We start from the raw sequence: 22,035 nt of genomic DNA, 5'->3' as shown, positions 1-22,035 counted from the left end.
CGCCGTCGCACAGAAGCGCCGCGCCGAGGATCGACGCGGCGCTTCTGCGGGGAGGTTCAGGCCACGGGGGCCTTGCCGAGGGCGACCTCGGCCTCTTCCTCCGGAGTCGCCTGCGGTGGCGCCTCGTTGGCGGTGCGCAGCGGGATCTCCTTGATGAACCAGGCGAGCACCGGGATCACGACGGTGAACAGCACGGCCCAGAGGAACACGTGCGAGATCGCGTCGGCCAGGCCGGTGAGGACCAGCTCACGCGCCTGGGCGGGCAGCTGCTTGAGCTTCTCCAGGTCCATTGCCCCCTCGCCGCCGCCGAACGCCTTACCGGCAGCGGAGTCGGCCAGCCGGTTGGCGAAGATCGCGCCGAACAGCGAGATGCCGAACGAGCCGCCGATCGACCGGAAGAACGTGGCCGCGCCGCTCGCCGCGCCGAGGTCCTTCTGCTCCACGCTGTTCTGGGCGATGAGCATCGAGGTCTGCATGAGGAAGCCCATGCCGACGCCGAGCACGACCATGTAGAGCGAGGACGTCAGCTTGCTGGTGTTGGTGTCGAGCATTGACAGCAGCGCCATGCCGCTGGCCATCACCACACCACCGAGGATCGGGTACGCGCGGTACTTGCCGTTCTTGGTGATCGCCCGGCCGATGACCAGCGAGACGACGAGCATGCCGAACATCAGCGGCAGCAGCAGCAGGCCGCTGTTGGTGGCCGAAGCCCCCTGCACGGTCTGCTGGTACAGCGGCAGGAAGTTCATGGCGCCGAACATCGCGAAGCCGAGCAGGAAGCCGATCACCGAGATCAGCGCGAAGTTGCGGTTGGCGAAGAGCGTCAGCGGCAGGATCGGCTCCGGAACCCGGCGCTCCACCAGGCCGAACGCCACAAGCGCCACCAGTGCCAGCACGGCCAGCCCGAGGATCTGCGGCGACGTCCAGTCGTACTCGTTGCCGCCCCACGTGGTGATCAGGACGATCGCGGTGATGCCCACCGAGAGCAGTCCGGCGCCGAGCCAGTCGATGCGGTGCTCGGTCCGGTACTTCGGCAGGTGCATGGTGGTGATGAGCACGAGGAGCGCGATGCCACCCAGCGGCAGGTTGACGTAGAACGCCCACCGCCAGGAGAGGTTGTCGGTGATGAAGCCGCCGACCAGCGGGCCGGCCACCATGGCGATGGCCATGATGCCGGCGATCATGCCCTGGTAGCGCCCGCGCTCGCGCGGCGGGACCAGGTCACCGATGATCGCCATCACGCCGACCATCAGGCCGCCCGCGCCCAGGCCCTGCACGGCCCGGAAGGCGATGAGCTGCACCATGCCGTCCTCGGGTCCGCCGAACATCCCGGAACCGGCCATGCCGCAGAGGGCCGAGCCGACCAGGAAGATGCCGACCGAGGTCAGGAAGACCGACTTGCGGCCGTAGAGGTCACCGAGCTTGCCCCAGATCGGGGTGGAGACCGTGGTGCCCAGGACGTACGCGGTGACCACCCAGGTGAAGTGGTTGAGGCCGCCGAACTCGCCGACGATCCGCGGCAGCGCGGTGCTGACGATCATGTTGTCGAGCATCGCGAGCATCATCGCGATCATCAGCCCGAACAGCACGACCCGTACATTGGGTCGCACGTCGGCCTGGGTTGCCTGAGTCATGGGTAAGCTCCCCCCGAGGATTGTCCTACTTACTTGCCGCCCGGCTAGTCACCTTACTAGCCGCACGGTAAGTTGGGTACCAACTGGCGGTCAACCGAATTGGAGAGCGTGGGTGAGGGAGAGCACAGGCGGCACCCGAGAGCGGATCAAGGCCGTCGCGTTGGAGCTCTTCACCGAGCAGGGGTACGAGAAGACCTCCCTGCGAGAGATCGCCGAGCGCCTGAACGTCACCAAGGCCGCGCTCTACTACCACTTCAGAAGCAAGGACGACATCGTCGCCAGCTTCGTGGAGGACCGGCTGGAGCAGATGGACGCGCTGACCGCCTGGGCCGAGTCACAGCCCGCGACCCTGGCCACCCGGCGCACCCTCATCTCCCGCTACGCCGACACGATGTTCGGCGGCGACATGCCGTCGGTGATGCGCTTCTTCGAGCAGAACCAGACCGTGCTCAAGAGCCTCTCCTCCGGTCAGCAGATGCGCGGCCGGATGATGCGGCTCGCCAGCGCCCTCTGCCGGGGCGACGACTCCCCCGCCGCCCAACTACGCGCCACCCTGTGCCTGTTCGCCGTGCACACCAGCTGGTTCGCCGTGCGGGCGCCGGGCATCACCGACGAGGATCGTCGCCGGCTCGCGCTGGAGGTCGCCGACGAACTGCTGGCCGCGATCGGCGGTGCGGAGCCCGACGGGGCCGCGACGCCGAGCGACCCGGCCAACGCACACGGCTGATCAGCCGGTTCTCAGGTGCGGGCGAGCGCCAGCCGCAGGCCGAGCAGGGCCACACCCGCCACCGGCGACCAGTCCTTCTCCGGTGTGCGGACGAACCCGAGACGCTCGTAGAGCCGGTGGGCCGGCACGGCCATCCCCGCGCGGACGCAGATCACGACCGCCGCACAGCCCAGCTCGGTCGCCCGGTCGACGCACGCCCGGACCAGTGCCGCGCCGACACCCCGCCCCTGGGCGGCCGGGTCGACGGCCAGCATCCGGAACTCCGCCTCGCCCGGCCCGGACAGCTCGGCGAACGGGGTGCCCGGCAGCACGAAGGTCACCGAGCCGAGCACCGCGCCGGTCGCCTCGTCCACGGCGACCAGCACCGCGCCCTCGGCGGCCCGGGTCGACACGTCGGCCAGCACCGCCCCGTACCCGTGCTCGCCCTTGAGCTGACCATCCGCCTCGTACGCGGCCACGGTCAGTCGGGCGATCGCCGGGAAGTCGGCCGGGTCGGCGAGCCGGACCAGCAGGCCGGTCAACCAATCACCGCGATCAGGTCGCCGTCCTGCACGACGTCGCCCTCGTGGACGGCGAGCTGCTGGACCACACCGTCGGCCTCCGCGACGACCGGGATCTCCATCTTCATCGACTCGAGGATCACCAGGGTGTCGCCCTCGGACACGGTGTCGCCCGCCGACGCGACGACCTTCCAGACGTTCGCCACCATCTCGGCGCGGATCTCCTCGGCCATGTCCACGGCCCTCCCTCTTCGCGATGTGCCTGCCGACGTATCCAATCACGGGAGGCTGAGGCATGGGCGCGCAGCGGCGCGGGACGCCCCCGGGGGAAGGGACGAGGTGCCGGCCGCACTACCATCAGCGGGTCGGACCCGACGCCGGGCGGCCGGTGGGTGCAACCGGCGAGGCCGCGCGCAGCGCGGATCCGACCCATCACGAGGAGGTCAGCATGGCGAAGAAGTCCCGCAAGAAGAAGGCCCGTAAGAAGAGCGCCGCGAACCACGGCAAGCGTCCCAACTCCTGAACGCGCCGACGGGCCGATGCGCCCGTCACCGGTCAGTCCCACCCGGCGCAGGCCGGGTACGCCGGTGGCCCGGGTCGAGATCGACCCGGGCCACCGGTGTTTCGTCGTACGCCGACGCTCAGTCGGCCAGCTCACGGGAATCGCTGGTCTCGAAGACCACCAGCTCGGTGAGCTTGACCCGCAGCCGCTCACGCAGCTGATCCGGCGCGGTCTCGTTGCCACAGCAACGGGCGACAAGTGCCCGGACCTCCTGCTCGAGCCCGTACTCGCGCAGGCACGGCCCGCACTCGTCGAGGTGGTGCCGGATCAACGTGCGCCGCTCGTCGGCGCACTCGAGATCCAGGTAGAGGTAAACCTCCGCGAGCACCTCGCGGCAGTCCGTCTCGTGCGGCTCTCCACAGCTCACGTCACACCTCCCGGCCGGCAGCGGCGGCGGTCGAGCCCTTCGCGGACCGGGCCGGGCTGAAGCCCCGCTCCGAGGCGTACTGCTCGAGCAGCTTGCGCAGATTACGACGGCCGCGGTGCAGACGCGACATCACGGTGCCGATCGGCGTGCCCATGATGTCGGCGACCTCCTTGTAGGAGAAGCCCTCGACGTCGGTCAGGTAGACGGCCAGGCGGAACTCCTCCGGCAACTGCTGGAGGGCCTCCTTCACGTCGCTGTCCGGCAGCCGGTCCAGAGCCTCGGTCTCAGCCGAGCGCAGACCGCTGGAGGTGTGCGACTCGGCCTCGGCGAGCTGCCAGTCGGTGATCTCCTCGGTCGGCGCCTGGATCGGCTGGCGCTGCCGCTTGCGGTAGGAGTTGATGTAGGTGTTGGTCAGGATCCGGTAGAGCCAGGCCTTCAGGTTCGTGCCCTGCTCGAACTGGTGGAAGGCCGCGTACGCCTTCAGGTACGTCTCCTGGACCAGGTCTTCGGCATCCGCCGGGTTACGCGTCATGCGCAGCCCAGCAGCGTAGAGCTGATCGACGAATGGCATCGCGTCCCGCTCGAACCGGGCCCTGCGCTCGTCCGTCTTCTCGGTGGTCAACCGCACATCCCCTCGCGTCGGATGCTTTCCCGCCGAGGATACGCGCACGGACCTGCCCGCAGATTCACTTCCGGCCGGTGTGCTCGTGCTCACCGTACCCACCCCGCCCGGTCCCGCTGTCACGGGCCAGTCCGGACCATCCAACAGCCGTCGTAGCTGCCGGGCGTCCCGCTCGTCCCGTTCCAGGCTTCGTGTCTCGGTCGGCACCGGTCACCCCCCTCGCAGAAAAGTCGTCCGGGGTTGGTAACGCGAGATGACCACTGGGGCATTCCGTCCGGCTCTCCCGTTCCTGGTCCCGGCCCCGGTGGCACCGGCGCTGGGACCAGGAAGGGCCTGGGAGGACTGGCACCGCCTGTCCGAATCGGTCCGACGGCGCCACCGGTTGCAACGACCCGCGCCCGGCACCGGAAACGGTCCGCCGGTCAGTCCGCCGTCCAACCGTGGGAGCGCAGCCACTCCTGTACGACGGTGGCCGTCCCGGCCGGGTCCCGCCGCAGGTCGTGGGTCTCCCCCGGACGGCTCACCACCCGCACGTCCGGCCCGGACGCCGGCATCCCGAACGGGTCCCGGTCGCCGTTGACGACAAGGGTGGGCAGGCCGGTGGCGAGTTCGGCGGCCCGGGAACGCTCCGGCCGGCCCGGTGGGTGCAGCGGAAAGGCCAGCGCGACGACGCCGGCCGCGCCGACCGCGCCCGCCGTCCGGCAGGCCACCCGCGCGCCACTGGAACGACCGCCGACCAGGATCGTGGGTACGTCGGCGTACCGCTCGCGCAGCACGGCCAGCACGGCGGTCCACGCCTCGTCGAGGTGCCCGGCCGGTGCCGGCGCACGCCGACCGGCGACCCGGTAGGGCTGTGTCACCCGGACCACCACGAGGCCGGCCGCGACCGCCGCGTCCCGTACCGCGAGCAGGTCGGGGGCGTCCACGGTGCCGCCCGCACCGTGCCCGAGCACCAGCAGGGCTGCCGGCGCACGAGCTGGCGCGACGGTGGCCGCGCGGTCCGGCGGCCCGACCGGCAGGTCGGTGTCGAGCCGCGCCGGACCGCGCGGGGTGTCGATGTCGTCGCTGGGCAGCACCGGCCCATTCTGCGCCGGCCCGCCGGTCACCGGGATCGGTTCGCCGCGTTGGTCAGCTCAGCGGCACCAGTGTGAGCAGGCGGTCGCGCACCGGTGGGCCGGCGTCGTCGACCGCGTCCGGATCAGGCTCGACCTCGCCGCGCCACGCGACGAGCATCGCCCGCCGCTCGCGCGGCGTGGTCGCGCCCCACACGCCGTGGCAGTCGCCCACCTCCAGCGCCCACGCCAGACAGGAACCCTGCACGTCGCAACTGCGGCACAGAGCGACGGCGGCGTCCGCCGGTTCGTTCGGCGCCGGAAAGAACGTCTCCGGATCGACGCTCTGGCACGTGCCTCTGGTGCGCCACGCGTCGTCCTGTCGGCGTTCTCGTAAGGCCCGTAGCAGCCGCGGATCTCTGCGTGCCGCAGCCACCTCGTGCGGGCGGGGCATACGCGCCCGTGTCATTTCCACCCACCTCCCCCGTGGGACCGGCAGGATCGGTGAAGTCGTCCGCCCCGTGCGAACCGACAGCCACTACCGGCGCTGTGTTGTATCGCACTTTCGGACACGAGGACAAGGGGCTTTCGAGAACATGGCTGAACGGCCAGGCGACGAATCGATCAGAACCTGGCAAATCGGCGCCCGACGATGCCTCTCATTCTCAGAACAGGGTCAGCTCCGGCGGGGACGACATCGACGGGACGGACACCCGGGCCGTCAACTCCGGGCCGTCGTTGCGGACGTCGCCCACGGCCGGCCCGACCGGGCGGATCTCCAACCCGGCGAGGAGGTCGGGCGACGCGGACGTGAGCAGGCGCTCGGGCTCGTCACACGGCGTCAGCCACGACGACCACCGCTCGGGCTCCAGCAGCACCGGCATCCGGTCGTGCACCTCGGCCAGCTCGCCGACAGCCGCTGTGGTCAGCACGCTGAAGGTGAGCCGACTGTCGGCGCCGGACTCCCAGACCGACCAGATGCCGGCCAGGGCGAGCACCGAGCCGTCGGCCGGGGTCATGAAGTACGCCTGCCGACCGCCGTCGGGTTGACGGACCCACTCGTACCAGCCGTCGGCCGGAACCAGGCAGCGACGCCGGGCGAACGCGCCGGCGTACGCCCGACTGGTGGCCACCGTCTCGGCCCGCGCGTTGATCATGCGCGCCGCGCCGGCGGCGGACCGGGACCAGTGCGGCAGGAAACCCCAGCGGGCGACGCAGAGACTGCGGTGACCCTCGGGGGTGAGCCGGACCAGCGGAACGCGATCGGTGGGCGCGACGTTGTGATCCGGCCGGATCACCCCGTCGGTGTCGTCGGACGACTCGAACAGGGCGCTCAGCTCACCGGCGCCACGGGTCGTCGCGTACCTGCCGCACATGCGCCCACGCTATCCCTCCGGGGCCCCGCCTGCTGTCCCGCCAACCGGGAGTACGACCGCCGGTCGATGCCTCCCACCGGCCGGCACGGCAGAATGTAACCGTGGGGAATCTGACCGCGACCCGGCCGCCGCAGCCGTGGACCGCACCGACCGCATCCGACCCGGTGGCGGCGACGCTGCGCCTACCCGGTTCCAAGTCGATGACCGCGCGCGCCCTGGTGCTCAGCGCCCTGGCCGCCGGGCCGTCGACCCTGGCCGAGCCACTGCGCGCCCGCGACACCGAGCTGATGTCCGCAGGTCTGCGCGCGATGGGCGCGCACGTCTCGATCAGTGACGACGAGCGCTGGCTGGTCCGGCCGCACCCGCTGGTCGGCCCCGCCCACGTGGACGTGGGGCTGGCCGGCACCGTGATGCGGTTCCTGCCGCCGGTGGCGGGCCTGACCGACGGGCAGGTCACCTTCGACGGCGACCCGTACGTCCGCACCCGCCCGCTCGGCCCGCTTGTCGACGCGCTGCGCTCGCTGGGCGTCCGGATCGACGTCACCGGCTCGGGCAGCCTGCCGTTGACCGTGCTCGGCGCCGGTCGGGTCACCGGCGGTGCGGTGGTGATCGACGCCTCCGCGTCCAGCCAGCTGGTCTCCGGGCTGCTGCTGGCCGCTCCCCGCTTCGACAGGGGCCTCGTGGTGCGCCACGTCGGCCCGCCGGTGCCGTCCGCGCCACACCTACGGATGACCGTGCAGATGCTGCGCGCTGCCGGTGCCGCCGTCGACGACAGCACCCCCGACGTGTGGACCGTCGAGCCCGGCCCGCTCACCGGGCGCGGCTGGGAGATCGAGCCCGACCTCTCCGGCGCCGTGCCGTTCTTCGCCGCCGCCCTGGTCACCGGCGGCGAGGTGACCCTGCAGGGTTGGCCGCACCGCAGCGCGCAGCCGGTCGACCGGCTCCGCACGCTGCTGCAGCAGATGGGCGGCGAGGTCACCCTCTCCACCGGCGGGCTCACCGTCCGGGGCACCGGCGTGGTGCACGGCGTGACCGCCGACCTGTCCGACGTCGGCGAGCTGACCCTGGTGTTGACCGCGCTGGCCATGCTTGCCGACTCGCCGTCGGTCTTCACCGGCGTCGGGCACATCCGCGGCCACGAGACCGACCGGCTCGCCGCGCTGGCGCGGGAGTTCGGCGGGCTCGGTGCCGACATCACCGAGACACCGGACGGGTTGGAGATCCGGCCCCGCCCACTGCGCGGCGGAGTCTTCCGCACCCACCAGGACCACCGGATGGCGCACGCCGCAGCGGTGGCCGGGCTCGCCGTTCCGGGCATCGAGGTGGACGACGTGGGGTGTACCTCCAAGACGATGCCCGAGTTCCCGGCACTATGGTCAGCGATGGTGACTGGCAAGAGCTGACGCGAGAAGGGGACGGTCCTGGCGACCAAACGGCGGGAGTACGACGAGGACGACGTACGGGTCCGGCCCGGCAAGTCGTCGCGTCCGCGTACGCGCACCCGACCCCAGCACAGTGACGCGGTCGACGGCTTCGTCATCGCCGTCGACCGGGGCCGCTACCAGTGTGTGCTGGCCGGCGCCGAACGCGGCGTGGTCGGGGCCGAGCTGCCGACGGTGACCGCGATGCGGGCCCGGGAACTGGGCCGTAAGTCGGTGGTCGTGGGTGACCGGGTCAGCCTCGTGGGGGACACCTCCGGCGCGCAGGGCGCTCTCGCCCGCATCGTCCGGATCGCCGAGCGCCGCTCGGTGCTGCGTCGCACGGCGGACGACGACGAGACCACCGCCGAGGGCCGGTTGGAGCGGGTCGTCGTGGCGAACGCCGACCAGTTGGTGATCGTCAGCGCGCTGGCCGACCCGCCGCCGCGTACCGGGTTCATCGACCGCTGCCTGGTGGCCGCGTACGACGCCGACGTCGAGCCGCTGCTCTGCCTCACCAAGGCCGACCTGGCCGGTCCGGAGGAGGTGCTGGGCTACTACACGGAGCTGGAGCTGCCGTACGTGCTCAACCGGCCCGACTCCGACCTGGGCGCGCTTCGTGCGCTGCTGAGCGGCAAGGTCTCGGTACTGGTCGGGCACTCCGGAGTGGGCAAGTCGACGCTGGTGAACCGCCTCGTCCCGGAGGCCGCGCGCGCCGTCGGCGTGGTCAGCGCGATCGGCCGTGGCCGGCACACCTCGACCAGCGCCGTGGCGCTGCGGCTGCCACCGGTGCCGGGTGTCGACACCGACCCGGGCTGGATCATCGACACCCCGGGCATCCGCAGCTTCGGGCTGGCGCACGTCTCCGCCGACAGCCTGCTGCACGGCTTTCCCGACCTGGTCGAGGGCACCGTCGACTGCCCGCCCAACTGCCAGCACACGGCCGACGAGACCGACTGCGCCCTGGACGCCTGGGTGGCCGCCGGCAAGGCCGACCCGCGCCGGCTGGCGTCGTACCGCCGGTTGCTCGCCTCGCGTGCCGGCGACGGCGACGCGCGCGGCGACAGCGACCAGCGCGGGCCCGGCGAGGACGACCGGCGCGGGCCCGACGAGTGAGCCGGCGGGCGTCGGCTAGGTTGCCGGCATGACCGGGTACGCCGACGACCTCGCCCTCGCCCACCTGCTCGCCGACCGCGCCGACGCCATCGCCACGGCCCGGTTCCGGGCGCTCGACCTGCGGGTGGACACGAAGCCGGACCTGACACCGGTCTCCGACGCGGACACCGCCGTCGAGCGGGAGATCCGCGCGCTGCTGGCCGAGCACCGGCCCGGCGACGGACTGCTCGGTGAGGAGTACGGCGCGGCCCCGGCCACCGACCTGCGTGGTCGCCGGTGGATCGTCGACCCGATCGACGGGACCAAGAACTTCGTCCGTGGGGTGCCGGTGTGGGCCAGCCTCATCGCGCTGTACGACGGTGACCGTCCGGCGGTCGGCGTGGTGTCCGCGCCGGCGCTGGGGCGGCGTTGGTGGGCGAGCGCGGGCGCGGGCGCGTACGCCGGTCCCGGTCCCGACGCCGGCGAGCGGATCGGCGTGTCCGCGGTACGCGACGTCGGCGACGCGAGCGTCTGCTACTCGTCGTTGACCGGGTGGGAGGACGCCGGCCGGCTCGACGCGATGCTCGACCTGTTGCGGGCCGGCTGGCGCAGCCGGGCGTACGGCGACTTCTACGGCTACGTGCTGCTGGCCGAGGGCGCGCTGGAGGTGATGGTCGAGCCGGAGCTGTCCCTGTGGGACGTGGCGGCGCTGGTGCCGATCGTGACCGAGGCGGGTGGCACGATCACCGATCTGAGCGGTCGACCCGCGCCGACGGGCGAGCCCGGCACCGAGAGCAGCGTGGTGGCCACCAACGGTGTGCTGCACGCCGACATCCTCGCCCGCCTCGATCGACCAGCCGAGCGCTGACTCACGACAACCTCTATCCTCGCCAGGTGGTCTCCTCCGGCTGGTGCTTCCTCGCGGCGATGATCGTCGCGTACGGCTTCGCCAACCTGCTCCAGTCGGTGGCGGCGGCCCGCACCACCGTGCACCACACCTTCGATCCGGGTCTGCTGCTGAGACTGGCCGGGCACCGGACATACCTGGTCGGGCTGACCTGTCAGATCGGCGGTTTCGTGCTCGCCTTCCTGGCCCGGCGCGATCTGCCGCTGTTCCTGGTGCAGGCGAGCGTGGCGGCCGGGCTCGGGGTGACCGCCATCATCGGCGTACTGGTGCTGAAGTGGCGGTTGCCGATGGCGGAGGTGGCCCTGCTGGCCCTGCTCTTCGCCGGGATCACCGCGTTGGTGCTGGCCGCCCGGCCGGCGCCGTCGAAGCAGCTCGGCACCGCCGGCTCGGTGGCCCTCCTGGTGGCGCTCGGTGTCATCGCGGTGCTCGGCGTCTTCGCCGTCCGGCTGCACGGCGCGCCCGGCTCGGTGGCGCTGGGCTCGCTGGCCGGGTTGGCGTTCTCCTCGGCCGCCGTCGCGGCACGCCCCCTGGCCTCCGCGCCGTCGGCCGAGGCGTTCCTCGCCGACCCGCTGTTCTACCTGCTGGTCGCCCACTCGATCGTCGGCCAACTGCTGCTCGGCCTGGCCATGCAGCGCGGCTCGACGACCGCTGCCGTCGCCGCCATGGACGCGGCCGGGGCGGTGCCCGCCGCGATCGTCGGCCTGCTGCTGCTCAACGACAAGATCTGGCCGGGGCGGGAGTGGCTGGCCGCCGTCGGCTTCCTGGTCACCCTGGCGGCCGTGATCGGTCTGACCCGGTACGCCCAGCCGCAGCAGCACCGCTCGATGGCGCACCGCCGCGACCGGGCCATGGTCGGCGTGGGCCGGCCCATCTGAGCGAGAAGCCCACCACGCCGGTGAGCGAGCAGCCCACGCCACACCGTGCGGGCGTGGCGTGGGCCGTGTCGTCTCAGGCCTCGACGGGCTTGCGGCGGCTCACCACCCGCTCGTAGAGGCGTTCCAGTGCACCGGCGGTCCGTTCCCAGGTGTAGCTGCTGCGGACCCGGTCAACTGCGGCGTGACCGTAGGCGAACCGGCCGGCGTTGTCGCCGAGCAGCCGGCGCAGCGACAGGCCGAGGGTCCGGACGTCGCCGGGTGGCACCAGGCGGCCGGTGACCTCGTCGACGACGGCGTCCGCCAGGCCACCCATCGCGTAGCCGACGACCGGCACCCCGCAGGCCATCGCCTCGAGGGAGACCCGCCCGGCGGAGGAGTAGTGCGGGGTGCAGGCCACCACGTCGGCCGAGCGGTACCAGGTCGCCATCTGGTCGTGCGGCACCGCCCCGACCAGGCGTACCTGCTCGGCCACCCCGGCGCGCTCGGCCAGTTCGCGCAGGCGGCGCGACTCCGCGTGGTGGGACAGTTGATCGGCGGGTGGGCCACCGGCGATCACCAGTTCGGCGTCGCCGACCAGTCGCATCGCCCTGATCAGGTCGTCCTGGCCGTGCCCCGGGGACAGTCCGCCGACGGAGAGGATCCGGGCCCGCTGTTCGCGCGGGGCCGCCTCGCCGTCCGGGTGGAACTGCGCGATGTCCACGCCGGCCGGCACCATCGCCACGGAGGTCCGTTGCAGACCCATCCGGGTCAGCTCGTCCACCTCGTCGTTGGACTGGGCGACGGCGATGTCCACCGCCCTGGTCAGCGCCCGTTCCAGCGGGATGCGCTCCCCCGGGCCGTCGTACCCGCCGCCGAGGTGACGGAGTTGCTCCACGCCGAGGGAGTGGAAGGTCTGCACGACCGGGATGTCGGTCTCCCGGACGGCGTGCGCGGCGGCCAGGCCACCGATCCAGTAGTGCCCGTGCACCACCTCGGGACGCCAGGCGCCGCCCCACTCGTCGGTCAACCAGCGGCCGAACTCGGTGACGTGCGGTACGAGCCCGGCCGTGGGCAGGGCGGTCGGAGGGCCGACGGGCACCCGGTGCACCCGGTAGCCGTCGACGTCCGCCGTCGCCGGCAGGGCCGGATCATCCTGGCGCTCGTAGATCCGGACATCATGGCCTCTGCCGACCAACTCGGCGGCGACCCGTGCGATGTGTTGTCGGGTGCCGACCGGCGGGCCGTCGGCGTGCCGGTACGAACTGCTGTGCGCGCAGACGAGGCCGACGCGCATGGGTCACCTCCCTGCGATCTTTTCCTCGGCGGTCCCGGTCAGAGCGTCCCATTAACCTGCGGGACCCGAGCCGAAACCTGGCAGATCGGGAACAGTCACCGCGAGTGCCACCGACACTTGCGCCACGGCAATCACAGTAGCCCCGATTCGGATCGTCGACGGCCGGTGGGAATGACCAGGCCCGACCCGGGGTACCGCTGGTGAATGCCGCTGACCCGGAGCCTCGACGACTCGACCGTGGTGATCACCGGCGCGTCCAGCGGGATCGGCACGGCAACCGCGTACGCGCTGGCCCGCCGCGGCGCGGCCGTGGTCCTCGCCGCCCGCAGCGAGCAGGCGCTGGGACAGGTCGCGCAGCGCTGCCGACAACTGGGCGGCCGAGCGTTGGCCGTACCGACCGACGTGACCGACCTCGATTCGGTCCAGCACCTGGCCGAGCGGGCGGTGGTCGAATTCGGCCGCGTCGACGCCTGGGTGAACAACGCCGCGGTGAGCGCGGTGGGTCTGTTCGACGAGATCCCCGTCGCCGAGTTCCGGCGCGTCCTGGAGGTCAACCTGCTGGGTACCGTGCACGGCATCAAGGCCGCGCTGCCGCACCTCGAAGCGGCCGGTGGGGGCGTGCTGGTCAACAACGCGTCGGTGCTGGCCGAGGTGGCGATGCCGTATCAGTCGGCGTACAACGCCGCCAAACACGGCATCCGCGGCCTGGCCGACACCGTTCGGCAGGAGCTGCGGGTCACCGGCCGGGGGCAGATCTCCGTCTGCACCGTGCTGCCGGCCACCATCGACACCCCGTTCTTCCGGCACGCGGCCAACCACACCGGCCGGGAGTTGGTGCCGCCCCCGCCGATCTACCCGCCGGAGGTGGTCGCCGAGACGATCGTGCGGTTGCTGCGCCGACCACGCCGCGAGGCGTACGCGGGTGGGGCGGCCCGGCTGCTCGGCCTGCAGTGGCGCTTGGCCCCGGCGCTGGTCGAGCGGACCCTCGGCTGGTACGCCCACCGCACCCAGTTCGGCCCGGGCGTCCGACTGGACAGCACCGGCAACGTGTTCCATGCCGACGGGCAGGCCAGCCACGACGGCGGCTGGCACGGTCGACGACGTCAGTTGGTGCGGATGACGGCGGCGTTCGGTCTCGCCGCCGCCGGCACCGCCGTCGGCACGATGGCGGCGATGAACCGTCGATCCCGCCCCGACCGCTGATGACCAGCCGTGCTCCGGTTACGGCGCGAGGGCAGCGGGTAGTGATCAGACATGCGCGACAACGAGTACCCGACCCCCGTGTCCGACACCGAGGCGCAGGGCCTGCCCGACACCGCCGATGACGACTCCACCGCCAACGACGACGTGCTCACCGGGCGCGAGGCGGACGGCCCGGACCCGGCCCAGTTGCCCGGCGACCGGACCCCGGTGGCGGTGGACCGCTTCGGGACGACCGCCGAGGAGCAACTGGACGGGGAGTCGTTGGACTACAAGCTCGATCGGGAGGTGTACGAGCGTCCGGTGGACGACCCGCTCGCCGGCCCGGTCGACCCGAAGATCGCCTTCGAGGCGGAGAACGAGGCCGCCGCGGCGGAGGCCCAGCTCGACGCCGACGTGATGAACCCGGGGCCCACCTCGGATCCCAACTCGCCGGTCTCCCTCTACGACCACGGTCAGCTCGGCACTGTCGCCGACGCGACGGTGGGCCGGCTGGTGGAACCGGACGAGGGGGCGCACACCGACCAGGAGACCGATTCCGTGGCGTACGACGCCGGTTCGGCGGGTGGCGGGGCGACCGCGGAGGAGCTGGCCATCCACGAGACCGAGCCGCCGCGCTCGGTCTGAGCCGGTCAGTCGTCCAGGCCACGCTCGATGGCGTAGCGGGTCAACTCGACTCGGTTGTGCAGGTGCAGCTTGCCGAGCGTGTTCTGCACGTGGTTCTGCACCGTACGGTGGGACAGGCCGAGCCGCTCGGCGATCTGCTTGTACGACATCCCCTTGGCCACCAGGCGCAGCACCTCCGTCTCCCGGCCGGTGAGTCGGGGCGTCCCCGGCTCACCGTCGTCGGCCGTGCCCGCGTCCGGCCCGGCGGCCAACCGGCGGTACTCCCCCAGCACCAGTCCCGCCAGACCGGGCGTGAAGACGGGAGCGCCGGCGGCGGTGCGACGTACCGCATCGAGGAACTCACCGGGTGCCGTCGACTTCACCAGGTAGCCGGTGGCGCCCGCCTTGACCGCGTCGAGCACGCTCTGCTCCTCGCCACTGGCACTGAGCATCAGCACCCGCACGTCGGGCAGGACGGCGCGCAGCCCGACGACCACCTCGACGCCGGAGATGTCCGGTAGTTGCAGGTCGAGTACGACCACGTCGGGTCGAACGGCGGCGGCGACACGGATCGCCTGCCGCCCCTCGCCGCTGGTAGCCACCACCAGGAAGCCAGCCTCGGCCAGGTCCCGGGCCACGCCCTCGCGCCACATCGGATGGTCGTCGACCACCATCACCCGCACGGCGGTCACCGCCGCGTCCTCGGCACGGTCAGCTCGATCTCGGTGCCGGCGTCGGGGCTCGACATGATCCGGACCGTCCCGCCCAGGTCGGACACCCGACCGCGGATCGACTGGGTCACGCCGAGCCGCCCCTGCGCGGCGGCCTCGGCCAGTCTGCCCTCTCCGATGCCGGGCCCCTCGTCACGGATCGACACGGTCACGGTCTCCCCCTCGTCCTCGATCAGCACCCAGGCCCGCCCTCCGGCGTGGTGGCCCACATTGTCCAGGGCCGCCCCGGTGGCGGCCGCCAACTCGCCCGCCACCTGCCGGGGCAGGGTCACCGGGGTCGCCGGCGCGGACAGCGACACCGCCGCCGACGCGTACCGGCCGAGCAGGCCACGCAGGTCCACCGCGTCCGTCCCGGTCAGCGCGGCCGGGGTGGCGTCGGCGATCAGGGCGCGCAGTGCGGCCTCCTGTTCACCGGCGAGCCGGGCCAACTCGCCGGCCTCACCGGGCAGGTGCGCACCGCGCCGCTGCACCAGCGCCAGCACCTGGAGGACCGAGTCGTGGATGTCGCGTGCCAGCCGCTCCCGCTCCCGGGTGGCGGCCTCCAACTCCACCGCGTGTTGCAGGCGTTCCTCGGCGGTCGCGGCGAGCCGGGCGACGTGCCCGACCACCAGCCCGGCGAGCAGCAGCAGGATCACCCCGGTGAAGGAGGACTGGCCGATCCGCTCCCGGGTGGCCAGGTCCGCGCCGGCCACCAGCAGCGCGGCCACCGTGCCGCGACGCCGGCCTCCGGAGACGGCCCAGGCCAGCACCGGGCCGGCCATCCAGGCCACCCCGAGAGTGGGTACGCCGTGTCCGAGCGCCTGCCGTCCCACCACCCACGGGCTGGACAGCACGATGGCAATCACCACGCCGAGGTCGACCAGCAGCAGCGGCCAGCGACGCCAGGCCGGCCGGGCGTACGCGACGGCTGTCACTCCGGTCCAGATGATCATCAGCAGTACCAGGGCGCCGACGGCGATCGGATGGTCGTACCTGTCGACGTCGCGCACGGCGAGCGCGCAGACGTACCCGAGGGAGGCCAGCCGGAACACGGTGAGCGCCCGCCAGAGCGGCACCTCGAAACCACCTGGCGGGGACGGCATGGCGGTCAGGATGCCACAGCCGGGTCAGCCGCGCGGGGGCCACGGCGTGCGGTGCGAGAAACGCTGAAGTACGGTTGAAAAGCCGCGAAATACTCCGAGATCCGCACCCGGGACAGGGCCATGACGAATGCAGATCCGCACGCACCGCGTACGGTTGTGCCCATCGAACCCGCCCTCCTGATCGCCGAGGCCTTCAACCAGGCCCAGGTGACCGAGATTCGCCACTCGGTCACCTCCTGCGCGCACGCCTGCGGTCTCGACGGCCAACGACTGGACGACTTCGTGCTCGCCGTCAACGAGCTGATCACCAACGCCGTGCGGCACGGCGGTGGGCGCGGGTGGCTGCGGCTCTGGCAGGAGCCCGGTGAGCTGCTCTGCGAGGTGGCGGACCACGGGCACGGCATCACCCCGCAGCGGCTCGGTGACCGGAGCCGCCCCGCCCCGGACACCGCGGGCGGGTGGGGTCTCTGGCTGGCCCGCGAACTGACCGACGCCATGGAGATCGCCACCAGCTCCGCCGGCACCACGGTCCGCATAACCGCCACCCTCCCCACCCCCTAACCTCGTCGCGTCGCCCCCCGTCCCCCGCCCCTCGTCGCGTCGATCTTGCACTTTCGGTGGCGACAAAGCGGTCCCAAGGCGACATTTGGGCAACACAAACTGCAAGATCGGCGGGGGCGGGAGCGGCGCGGCGGGGCGAGGGCGGGGTGGGGTGGGGTGGGGTGAGGGCGGGGCGGTAGGCGTTGAGGTCAGCCGAAGAGGGCGGAGACCGACTCTCCGTTGTGAATCCGGCGCATCGCCTCGGCCAGCGCCGGAGCCACCGAGAGGACCTGGAGCTTCTCCACCCTCTTCTCGGCGGCGATGGGGACGCTGTTGGTGCAGACGATCTCCAACACCCCGTTCTGGTCGCTGAGCCGACGCAACGCGTCGCCCGAGAACAGGCCGTGCGTGCAGGCCAACCGGATCGAGCGGACCTTGAGGTCGCGCAGGTGCTCCATCAGCTCGATCACCGTGCTGCCCTTGGCGATCTCGTCGTCCAACACGATCACGTCCCGGTCGGCGACCTCACCGATCACCGCGCTGATCTTGACCAGGTCGTCGCTGAACCGTTGCTTGGCACCGGCCGCGACGGGCGTGCCGAGCAGCCGGGCGAAGGCCGCGGCCTCCTTGGCGTTGCCCAGGTCGGGCGAGACCACGACGGTGTTGCTGAGGTCGTACCGCCGAAAGTGGGTGGCCAACTCCCGCAGCGCGTGCAGGTGGTCGACGGGAACGCTGAAGAAGCCGTGCACCTGCGGCGAGTGCAGGGTCAGCGCGAGTACCCGGTCCGCTCCGGCCGAGGTCAGCAGGTCGGCGACGAGCCGGGCGCCGATCGAGATCCGTGGCGCGTCCTTCTTGTCCGAGCGGGCGTACGCGTAGTGCGGCAGCACCACCGTGATCCGGCCGGCGGACGCGCCCCGCGCCGCGTCGATCATCAGTAGCAGCTCGACCAGGTTCTCCTGGACCGGTGGCACCAGCGGCTGGATCAAAAAGACGTCCCGCTCGCGGCAGTTGGCCTGCAACTGCACTTCGAGACAGTCGTTGGCGAACCGGGAGACCCGCACCGGATGCAGCGGCACCCCCAGGTGGGCGCAGATTTCGGCAGCCAGATCGGGATGGGCGGTTCCACTGAAAACGGCGATGTCGCGCACGTTCGCACATCGTAGGCGAAGCGAAGGCCGACGTGACGTCGGTCGCTCCGCGTCGCCGGTTTGGGTACGGTGCTGCCGTGACCCCCGAGTACGTCGCCGCCATCGACCAGGGCACCACCTCCTCGCGGTGCATCGTCTTCGACTCCGCCGGGGAGATCGTCGCCGCGGCCCAACGCGAGCACCGCCAGATCTTTCCCCGCCCCGGCTGGGTGGAGCACGACGCCGAGGAGATCTGGGACAACGTGCAGCAGGTGGTGGCCGAGGCGCTGCGGTCCGCCGGCATCGACGCGAGCGGGCTCGCCGCCCTGGGCATCACCAACCAGCGGGAGACCACCGTCGTCTGGGACCGGGCCACCGGCCGCCCGGTGGCCAACGCCATCGTCTGGCAGGACACCCGCACCGGGCCGTTGCTGCGCGAGCTGTCTTCGGCGTACGGCGAGGAGCGCTTCCGGGCTCGCACGGGCCTTCCGCTGGCCACCTACTTCGCCGGTCCGAAGCTGCGGTGGCTGCTCGACGAGGTCGACGGTCTGCGCGAGCGCGCCGAGCGCGGCGAGGTGCTGTTCGGCACGATGGACAGTTGGCTGATCTGGAAGCTCACCGGCAGGCACGTCACCGACGTGACCAACGCCAGCCGGACCCTGCTGATGGACCTGACCACCCTCGACTGGGCCCCGGAACTGCTGGACGCGCTGGGCGTGCCGGCCGCGATGCTGCCGGAGATCCGCTGCTCCGCCGAGGTGTACGGCACGGCCACCGGTGTCCTGGCCGGCGTGCCGGTGGCCAGCGCGCTCGGCGACCAGCAGGCCGCCCTGTTCGGGCAGACCTGCTTCCAGCCGGGCGAGGCGAAGTGCACCTACGGCACCGGCAGCTTCCTGCTGCTCAACACCGGCGCCAGCCCGGTCCCGTCGACGCACGGCCTGCTCACCACCGTCGCGTACCGGATCAAGGACCAACCACCGGCGTACGCCCTGGAGGGCGCCATCGCGGTCACCGGCTCGCTCGTGCAGTGGCTGCGGGACAACCTCGGGTTGATCTCCTCGGCGTCCGAGGTGGAGGACCTGGCCCGCACCGTGGACGATAACGGCGGCTGCTACGTCGTGCCGGCGTTCTCCGGTCTCTTCGCCCCGCACTGGCGCAGCGACGCGCGCGGGGTGATCGCCGGCCTGACCGGCTACATCACCAAGGGACACCTGGCCCGGGCCGTGTTGGAGGCGTCGGCGTGGCAGACCCGCGAGGTGGTCGACGCGATGGACGCCGACTCCGACGTGGCGCTGCGCCGGCTCCGGGTGGACGGCGGGATGACGGCCAACGCGCTGCTCATGCAGTTCCTCGCCGACGTGCTCGACGTTCCGGTGGTCCGCTCCCGGATCACCGAGACCACCTGCCTCGGCGCCGCGTACGCCGCCGGTCTGGCGGTGGGTTTCTGGCCCGACCTCGCGACCCTGCGCGCGCAGTGGCGCTCCGACGCGCAGTGGGAATCGACGATGGCCCCCGAGCTGCGCGAGAGGGAGTTGCGTCAGTGGCGCAAGGCCGTCCAGCGCACCCTCGACTGGGAGGAGTGAGTCATGCCGCAGGTGGTGCTGACGATCCTGGCCGGCCTTGGCCTGGCCGGGATGGCGTACGCCCTCGTCCGGTTCCGGCGCGACCTCGGCCTGCTGCGCCGGGGCGTACGGACGCCGGGTGAGGTGGTGGAGCTGCGTCCGGTCATCCGGGGGAACGGTCCCCGGACCTACTACCCGGTGGTGCGGTACCGGCCGACCGACGGTTCCGTGGTGACCGCGACGCCGGGACGCTTCCGGCAGACCCCGCTGTCGGCCGCGCCGGGGCCGGTCACCGTCGTGTACGAACCCGAGCGTCCGAACCGGATCCTCGTCGAGTCGCCGAGCGCGGCGGGAACGTCCTCGGTGCTGGTCCCGTTCGTCTCGCTGCTCACGGTCAGCGTTGTCGTGCTGGTGGTCGGCATCGGGGTCTTCGTGAGACTGGGCTGACCCGCCCTCCACAATGGTCCGGCCCCCCAGCTCCGGGTCGCGGTGGGTACCGTCGGCCGGTCAGACCGACGACAGCGGGAGGGGCACGATGAGCGGGCCGATCGGCGACACACCGAGACCGGACGTGATGGCGCAGTTGGCCGCACGGATGCGGGAGCAGTTGGGTCGCGGCGAGGAACTGCGCGGCCGGTTGACCGGGTTGACCGGTCGCGCGGAGAGCGAGAACGGGTTGGTCCGCGTCACCTGCACCGCCGACGACCCGGCCCGGGAACTCCAGATCGACCCACGGGCCCTGCGCCTGCCCGCCGCCGAGCTGTCGGAACTGGTCGCCGGCCTCCTGCGCGAGGCACGGGCCGACCTGGCACGGGCGACCGCCGAGGTGATGCGCGAGGTGGGTGGTCCGGCCGGACCGGCGACGCTCGTGCACGATCCGGCGGCGGCTCAGGCGAAGCTGGCGCAGCTCAACGACATGGTCAGCGGGCCGCTCCGGGAGAGCACGGAGATGCTGGAACGACTGCGGCGTCAACTGGGGGTGTGACGGTCGCCGGCCCGGAGCGGGTCAGCGGCTGCGCCGCACCCGCTTCGCGGCCGCCCGCAGATAGACGACGGCGAGCGCCACCATGGCGGCCAGCAGGGCCGAGCCCACCAGCAACGGGGCGATGACCCAGGCCATCAGGCTGACGGTGGCCCGGTCGCCGTTGGCCCAGCCGTCGACCCGGTCCCCGGCGTGCGGGGCGCCACCGCCCACCGGACCGGTGACCACCCGGCCGTCGGACATGCTCCACGTGCCACGGCACCGCTCGGCCCCCTTGGGACCATCGTTGTCACAGGACTCGACCTGGATGCTCACCCGCTCGGCGCCGATAAGATTGCGGCCGAGGCCGACCGGCAGTACCAGGAGGGCCAGGAGCAGCACGATTGGCATCGCCACCCGCTGCCAGCGCGGCCGGCGGGCCATCCGGGCCGCGTAGTTGTCGGGGGGCGTCGACGCGGACGGTCCGGCTGGCATGGGTCGCAGGCTACCAGCGACGGGCACTCACGCCCATCCATGATCCTGTTAGGCTGTCCGGGCTCCGGCAACATGAACATCGATCGCGTACACGGGGAGAGTCGATGATCGAGGTTGACCCGCCGGCGATCCGTGCGCTCGGCGAGACGATCGAACGTCAGGTCGGACCGCCCCTCGACGCCTGCGCCGAGCTGCTGGCCTCCGCCCGCGCCATCGAACACAGCAACTTCACCTCGGTGGTGCCGCAGCTCGCGGTCGCCTACGTGGGCGCGATCGAGTTCGTCGAGGAGCAACTGCGCACCAAACGCGAGCACCTCGCCGAGGTCCGGTCCCGGCTGGGCCGTACGGCGGACAACTGGGAAGCCGCCGAGACCGCCAGCACCATCGCTCCCCGCTGACGACGCCGGAGACCGACATGGCAGACCCTACCTACCCCGCGGCCGCGGCGAAGATCGCGATGGCCGAGATCAGCGTGGCCGCCTCGGTCATCCCGTCGGCCTGGCCGATCGCGCAGATCGTCTACTTCAACCAGTGCGACCCCGAGACGATCATGCGCAAGGGCGGTGACTGGTTGGCCATGTACGACCAGCTCGGCACCGCACACGGCAACCTCGACGACGCCCTCGCGACCCTCACAGCGGCCCAGTGGAGCGGCAAGGACCGCGACGCGTTCGGGGCGCACATCAACGCGTACGGCGTCCAGGTCGTCGGCACCCAGGTGCTGACGGTCACCGTGGGCGTCACCATGCTCTGCGTGGGCGGGGTCCTGCTCGCCCTCGTCGTGGCGTACGCGGTGGTATCCACGATCCTGCTGGCCTTCGCCACTTTCATCGTGGCGGCCTCGGCGACCGTCGTCGGAGCGCCCGCCGCGGCGTCGGCCGAGGCCACGGCAGCCTCGTTCGCCGCCTCGGCGCTCAGTTTCCTGAAGGGGATCGAGACGATGGCCGAGGCCGTCGCCACCGGCGGGGCGGCGGCCATCGCGGGCGCCGCCTCGTTCGACGTCGGCACCCACCTGGGCAGCGGCGACGTCGGGGTGCTGAAGGACCTGGTCCAGGCCACCGTCGACGGGCTCGACAACGTGGCCGCCGGGTTCCTGTCCAAGTGGGAACGCGACTTCGTGGGCTACGGCATCCACAGCGGCGCCCGCCACGCGGTCGGTTCCCCGACCGGACCCGGCTACCTGATCTACGGAGGCGGCACCCAGGTCGCGCCGGCCGGTGCGGACGGCGACGGGGACACCGTCTGGGGCACCTCGGGCGTGGTCGACAATCTGTGGTCGAGGTTGTTCGGGAACGACGCCTGGAACCACTGAGGGCCCCGGGG

Annotated in this window: 27 protein-coding genes; 14 read left to right on the top strand and 13 right to left on the bottom strand. The window is 72.0% G+C overall.

What is annotated here, in order from left to right:
* Positions 1 to 56: 56 nt before the first annotated feature.
* Complete coding sequence (locus ABZU91_RS10885; RefSeq protein ID WP_355237261.1) at positions 57 to 1,634, bottom strand: MDR family MFS transporter; 1,578 nt, start codon at positions 1,632 to 1,634, stop codon at positions 57 to 59.
* A 112-nt stretch (positions 1,635 to 1,746) separates the two neighbouring features.
* Here ABZU91_RS10885 and ABZU91_RS10880 point away from each other — a divergent pair, with 112 nt between their 5' ends.
* Entirely contained in the window at positions 1,747 to 2,361 is a 615-nt protein-coding gene (locus ABZU91_RS10880; protein WP_355237258.1) for a helix-turn-helix domain-containing protein, read from the top strand.
* Positions 2,362 to 2,372: 11 nt separating this feature from the next.
* On the opposite strand, the gene ABZU91_RS10875 is transcribed toward ABZU91_RS10880, so the two are convergent.
* Both ABZU91_RS10875 and ABZU91_RS10870 read right to left on the bottom strand, forming a co-directional pair.
* A complete protein-coding gene (locus tag ABZU91_RS10875) occupies positions 2,373 to 2,882 on the bottom strand; it encodes a GNAT family N-acetyltransferase (protein WP_355237255.1) in 510 nt (169 codons plus the stop codon).
* Positions 2,879 to 3,100 (bottom strand): biotin/lipoyl-binding carrier protein, encoded by a 222-nt coding sequence (locus ABZU91_RS10870; RefSeq protein WP_007464729.1) that lies wholly within the window; start codon positions 3,098 to 3,100, stop codon positions 2,879 to 2,881. Before ABZU91_RS10870 ends, ABZU91_RS10875 begins: the two co-directional genes overlap by 4 nt.
* A 149-nt stretch (positions 3,101 to 3,249) precedes the next feature.
* Here ABZU91_RS10870 and ABZU91_RS10865 point away from each other — a divergent pair, with 149 nt between their 5' ends.
* Positions 3,250 to 3,384, top strand: coding sequence for a hypothetical protein (locus ABZU91_RS10865; protein WP_355237251.1), 135 nt, complete (start codon positions 3,250 to 3,252; stop codon positions 3,382 to 3,384).
* Between the two features lie 118 nt (positions 3,385 to 3,502).
* Here the strand turns inward: ABZU91_RS10865 and rsrA are convergent, their stop codons facing one another.
* The 5 genes from rsrA to ABZU91_RS10840 form a co-directional block, all read right to left on the bottom strand.
* Positions 3,503 to 3,790, bottom strand: a complete 288-nt coding sequence (rsrA, locus tag ABZU91_RS10860; RefSeq protein WP_355237248.1) for a mycothiol system anti-sigma-R factor — start codon at positions 3,788 to 3,790, stop codon at positions 3,503 to 3,505.
* 1 nt (position 3,791) lies between these two features.
* Positions 3,792 to 4,619 (bottom strand): sigma-70 family RNA polymerase sigma factor, encoded by an 828-nt coding sequence (locus ABZU91_RS10855; protein WP_355237245.1) that lies wholly within the window; start codon positions 4,617 to 4,619, stop codon positions 3,792 to 3,794.
* A gap of 215 nt (positions 4,620 to 4,834) precedes the next feature.
* Complete coding sequence (locus ABZU91_RS10850) at positions 4,835 to 5,488, bottom strand: alpha/beta family hydrolase (RefSeq protein WP_355237243.1); 654 nt, start codon at positions 5,486 to 5,488, stop codon at positions 4,835 to 4,837.
* Between the two features lie 52 nt (positions 5,489 to 5,540).
* Positions 5,541 to 5,933 (bottom strand): WhiB family transcriptional regulator, encoded by a 393-nt coding sequence (locus tag ABZU91_RS10845; protein ID WP_355237240.1) that lies wholly within the window; start codon positions 5,931 to 5,933, stop codon positions 5,541 to 5,543.
* 196 nt (positions 5,934 to 6,129) lie between these two features.
* On the bottom strand, positions 6,130 to 6,840 hold the full coding sequence (locus ABZU91_RS10840) for an SOS response-associated peptidase (RefSeq protein WP_355237238.1): 711 nt from the start codon (positions 6,838 to 6,840) through the stop codon (positions 6,130 to 6,132).
* Between the two features lie 101 nt (positions 6,841 to 6,941).
* Here ABZU91_RS10840 and aroA point away from each other — a divergent pair, with 101 nt between their 5' ends.
* The 4 genes from aroA (at position 6,942) to ABZU91_RS10820 (ending at position 11,135) form a co-directional block, all read left to right on the top strand.
* Positions 6,942 to 8,243: a 3-phosphoshikimate 1-carboxyvinyltransferase gene (gene aroA, locus ABZU91_RS10835; RefSeq protein WP_355237235.1), complete on the top strand. Its 1,302-nt coding sequence runs from the start codon at positions 6,942 to 6,944 to the stop codon at positions 8,241 to 8,243.
* Between the two features lie 135 nt (positions 8,244 to 8,378).
* Entirely contained in the window at positions 8,379 to 9,374 is a 996-nt protein-coding gene (rsgA, locus tag ABZU91_RS10830; protein ID WP_355237612.1) for a ribosome small subunit-dependent GTPase A, read from the top strand.
* Between the two features lie 28 nt (positions 9,375 to 9,402).
* Positions 9,403 to 10,221, top strand: coding sequence for a histidinol-phosphatase (hisN, locus tag ABZU91_RS10825; protein ID WP_355237232.1), 819 nt, complete (start codon positions 9,403 to 9,405; stop codon positions 10,219 to 10,221).
* 59 nt (positions 10,222 to 10,280) lie between these two features.
* Positions 10,281 to 11,135: a hypothetical protein gene (locus ABZU91_RS10820; RefSeq protein ID WP_355237609.1), complete on the top strand. Its 855-nt coding sequence runs from the start codon at positions 10,281 to 10,283 to the stop codon at positions 11,133 to 11,135.
* Positions 11,136 to 11,208: 73 nt separating this feature from the next.
* On the opposite strand, the gene ABZU91_RS10815 is transcribed toward ABZU91_RS10820, so the two are convergent.
* A complete protein-coding gene (locus ABZU91_RS10815; RefSeq protein ID WP_355237229.1) occupies positions 11,209 to 12,408 on the bottom strand; it encodes a glycosyltransferase in 1,200 nt (399 codons plus the stop codon).
* A gap of 204 nt (positions 12,409 to 12,612) precedes the next feature.
* On the opposite strand from ABZU91_RS10815, the gene ABZU91_RS10810 reads away from it, so the two are divergent.
* Both ABZU91_RS10810 and ABZU91_RS10805 read left to right on the top strand, forming a co-directional pair.
* Positions 12,613 to 13,611, top strand: a complete 999-nt coding sequence (locus tag ABZU91_RS10810; protein WP_355237226.1) for an SDR family oxidoreductase — start codon at positions 12,613 to 12,615, stop codon at positions 13,609 to 13,611.
* A 51-nt stretch (positions 13,612 to 13,662) separates the two neighbouring features.
* Positions 13,663 to 14,235, top strand: a complete 573-nt coding sequence (locus tag ABZU91_RS10805) for a DUF5709 domain-containing protein (RefSeq protein ID WP_355237223.1) — start codon at positions 13,663 to 13,665, stop codon at positions 14,233 to 14,235.
* 5 nt (positions 14,236 to 14,240) lie between these two features.
* Here the strand turns inward: ABZU91_RS10805 and ABZU91_RS10800 are convergent, their stop codons facing one another.
* Both ABZU91_RS10800 and ABZU91_RS10795 read right to left on the bottom strand, forming a co-directional pair.
* Positions 14,241 to 14,888, bottom strand: a complete 648-nt coding sequence (locus ABZU91_RS10800; RefSeq protein WP_355237606.1) for a response regulator transcription factor — start codon at positions 14,886 to 14,888, stop codon at positions 14,241 to 14,243.
* Between the two features lie 14 nt (positions 14,889 to 14,902).
* Positions 14,903 to 16,027, bottom strand: coding sequence for a DUF5931 domain-containing protein (locus ABZU91_RS10795; protein WP_355237220.1), 1,125 nt, complete (start codon positions 16,025 to 16,027; stop codon positions 14,903 to 14,905).
* A gap of 120 nt (positions 16,028 to 16,147) precedes the next feature.
* On the opposite strand from ABZU91_RS10795, the gene ABZU91_RS10790 reads away from it, so the two are divergent.
* Entirely contained in the window at positions 16,148 to 16,588 is a 441-nt protein-coding gene (locus tag ABZU91_RS10790; RefSeq protein WP_355237217.1) for an ATP-binding protein, read from the top strand.
* A gap of 188 nt (positions 16,589 to 16,776) precedes the next feature.
* Here the strand turns inward: ABZU91_RS10790 and ABZU91_RS10785 are convergent, their stop codons facing one another.
* Positions 16,777 to 17,715 (bottom strand): ribose-phosphate pyrophosphokinase, encoded by a 939-nt coding sequence (locus tag ABZU91_RS10785; protein WP_355237214.1) that lies wholly within the window; start codon positions 17,713 to 17,715, stop codon positions 16,777 to 16,779.
* Between the two features lie 77 nt (positions 17,716 to 17,792).
* On the opposite strand from ABZU91_RS10785, the gene glpK reads away from it, so the two are divergent.
* From glpK to ABZU91_RS10770, 3 genes are all read left to right on the top strand, one after another.
* Entirely contained in the window at positions 17,793 to 19,277 is a 1,485-nt protein-coding gene (gene glpK / locus ABZU91_RS10780) for a glycerol kinase GlpK (protein ID WP_355237212.1), read from the top strand.
* A gap of 3 nt (positions 19,278 to 19,280) precedes the next feature.
* Positions 19,281 to 19,703: a DUF3592 domain-containing protein gene (locus tag ABZU91_RS10775; protein WP_355237209.1), complete on the top strand. Its 423-nt coding sequence runs from the start codon at positions 19,281 to 19,283 to the stop codon at positions 19,701 to 19,703.
* 88 nt (positions 19,704 to 19,791) lie between these two features.
* Positions 19,792 to 20,241: a YbaB/EbfC family nucleoid-associated protein gene (locus ABZU91_RS10770; RefSeq protein WP_355237206.1), complete on the top strand. Its 450-nt coding sequence runs from the start codon at positions 19,792 to 19,794 to the stop codon at positions 20,239 to 20,241.
* A gap of 21 nt (positions 20,242 to 20,262) precedes the next feature.
* Here the strand turns inward: ABZU91_RS10770 and ABZU91_RS10765 are convergent, their stop codons facing one another.
* Positions 20,263 to 20,712 carry a hypothetical protein gene (locus tag ABZU91_RS10765; protein WP_355237204.1) on the bottom strand — a complete coding sequence of 150 codons (450 nt, stop codon included), beginning with the start codon at positions 20,710 to 20,712 and terminating at the stop codon, positions 20,263 to 20,265.
* 104 nt (positions 20,713 to 20,816) lie between these two features.
* On the opposite strand from ABZU91_RS10765, the gene ABZU91_RS10760 reads away from it, so the two are divergent.
* The gene (locus ABZU91_RS10760; RefSeq protein ID WP_355237201.1) at positions 20,817 to 21,110 is read left to right on the top strand and encodes a hypothetical protein; all 294 of its coding nucleotides are present in this window, start codon (positions 20,817 to 20,819) and stop codon (positions 21,108 to 21,110) included.
* Between the two features lie 17 nt (positions 21,111 to 21,127).
* On the top strand, positions 21,128 to 22,024 hold the full coding sequence (locus ABZU91_RS10755) for a hypothetical protein (protein WP_355237198.1): 897 nt from the start codon (positions 21,128 to 21,130) through the stop codon (positions 22,022 to 22,024).
* Positions 22,025 to 22,035 lie beyond the last annotated feature (11 nt).

It is taken from the genome of Micromonospora sp. NPDC005174, from assembly GCF_040608495.1.
In the GTDB taxonomy this organism is placed as follows: domain Bacteria; phylum Actinomycetota; class Actinomycetes; order Mycobacteriales; family Micromonosporaceae; genus Micromonospora.
This window is presented reverse-complemented; position numbering and strand designations above follow the sequence as displayed.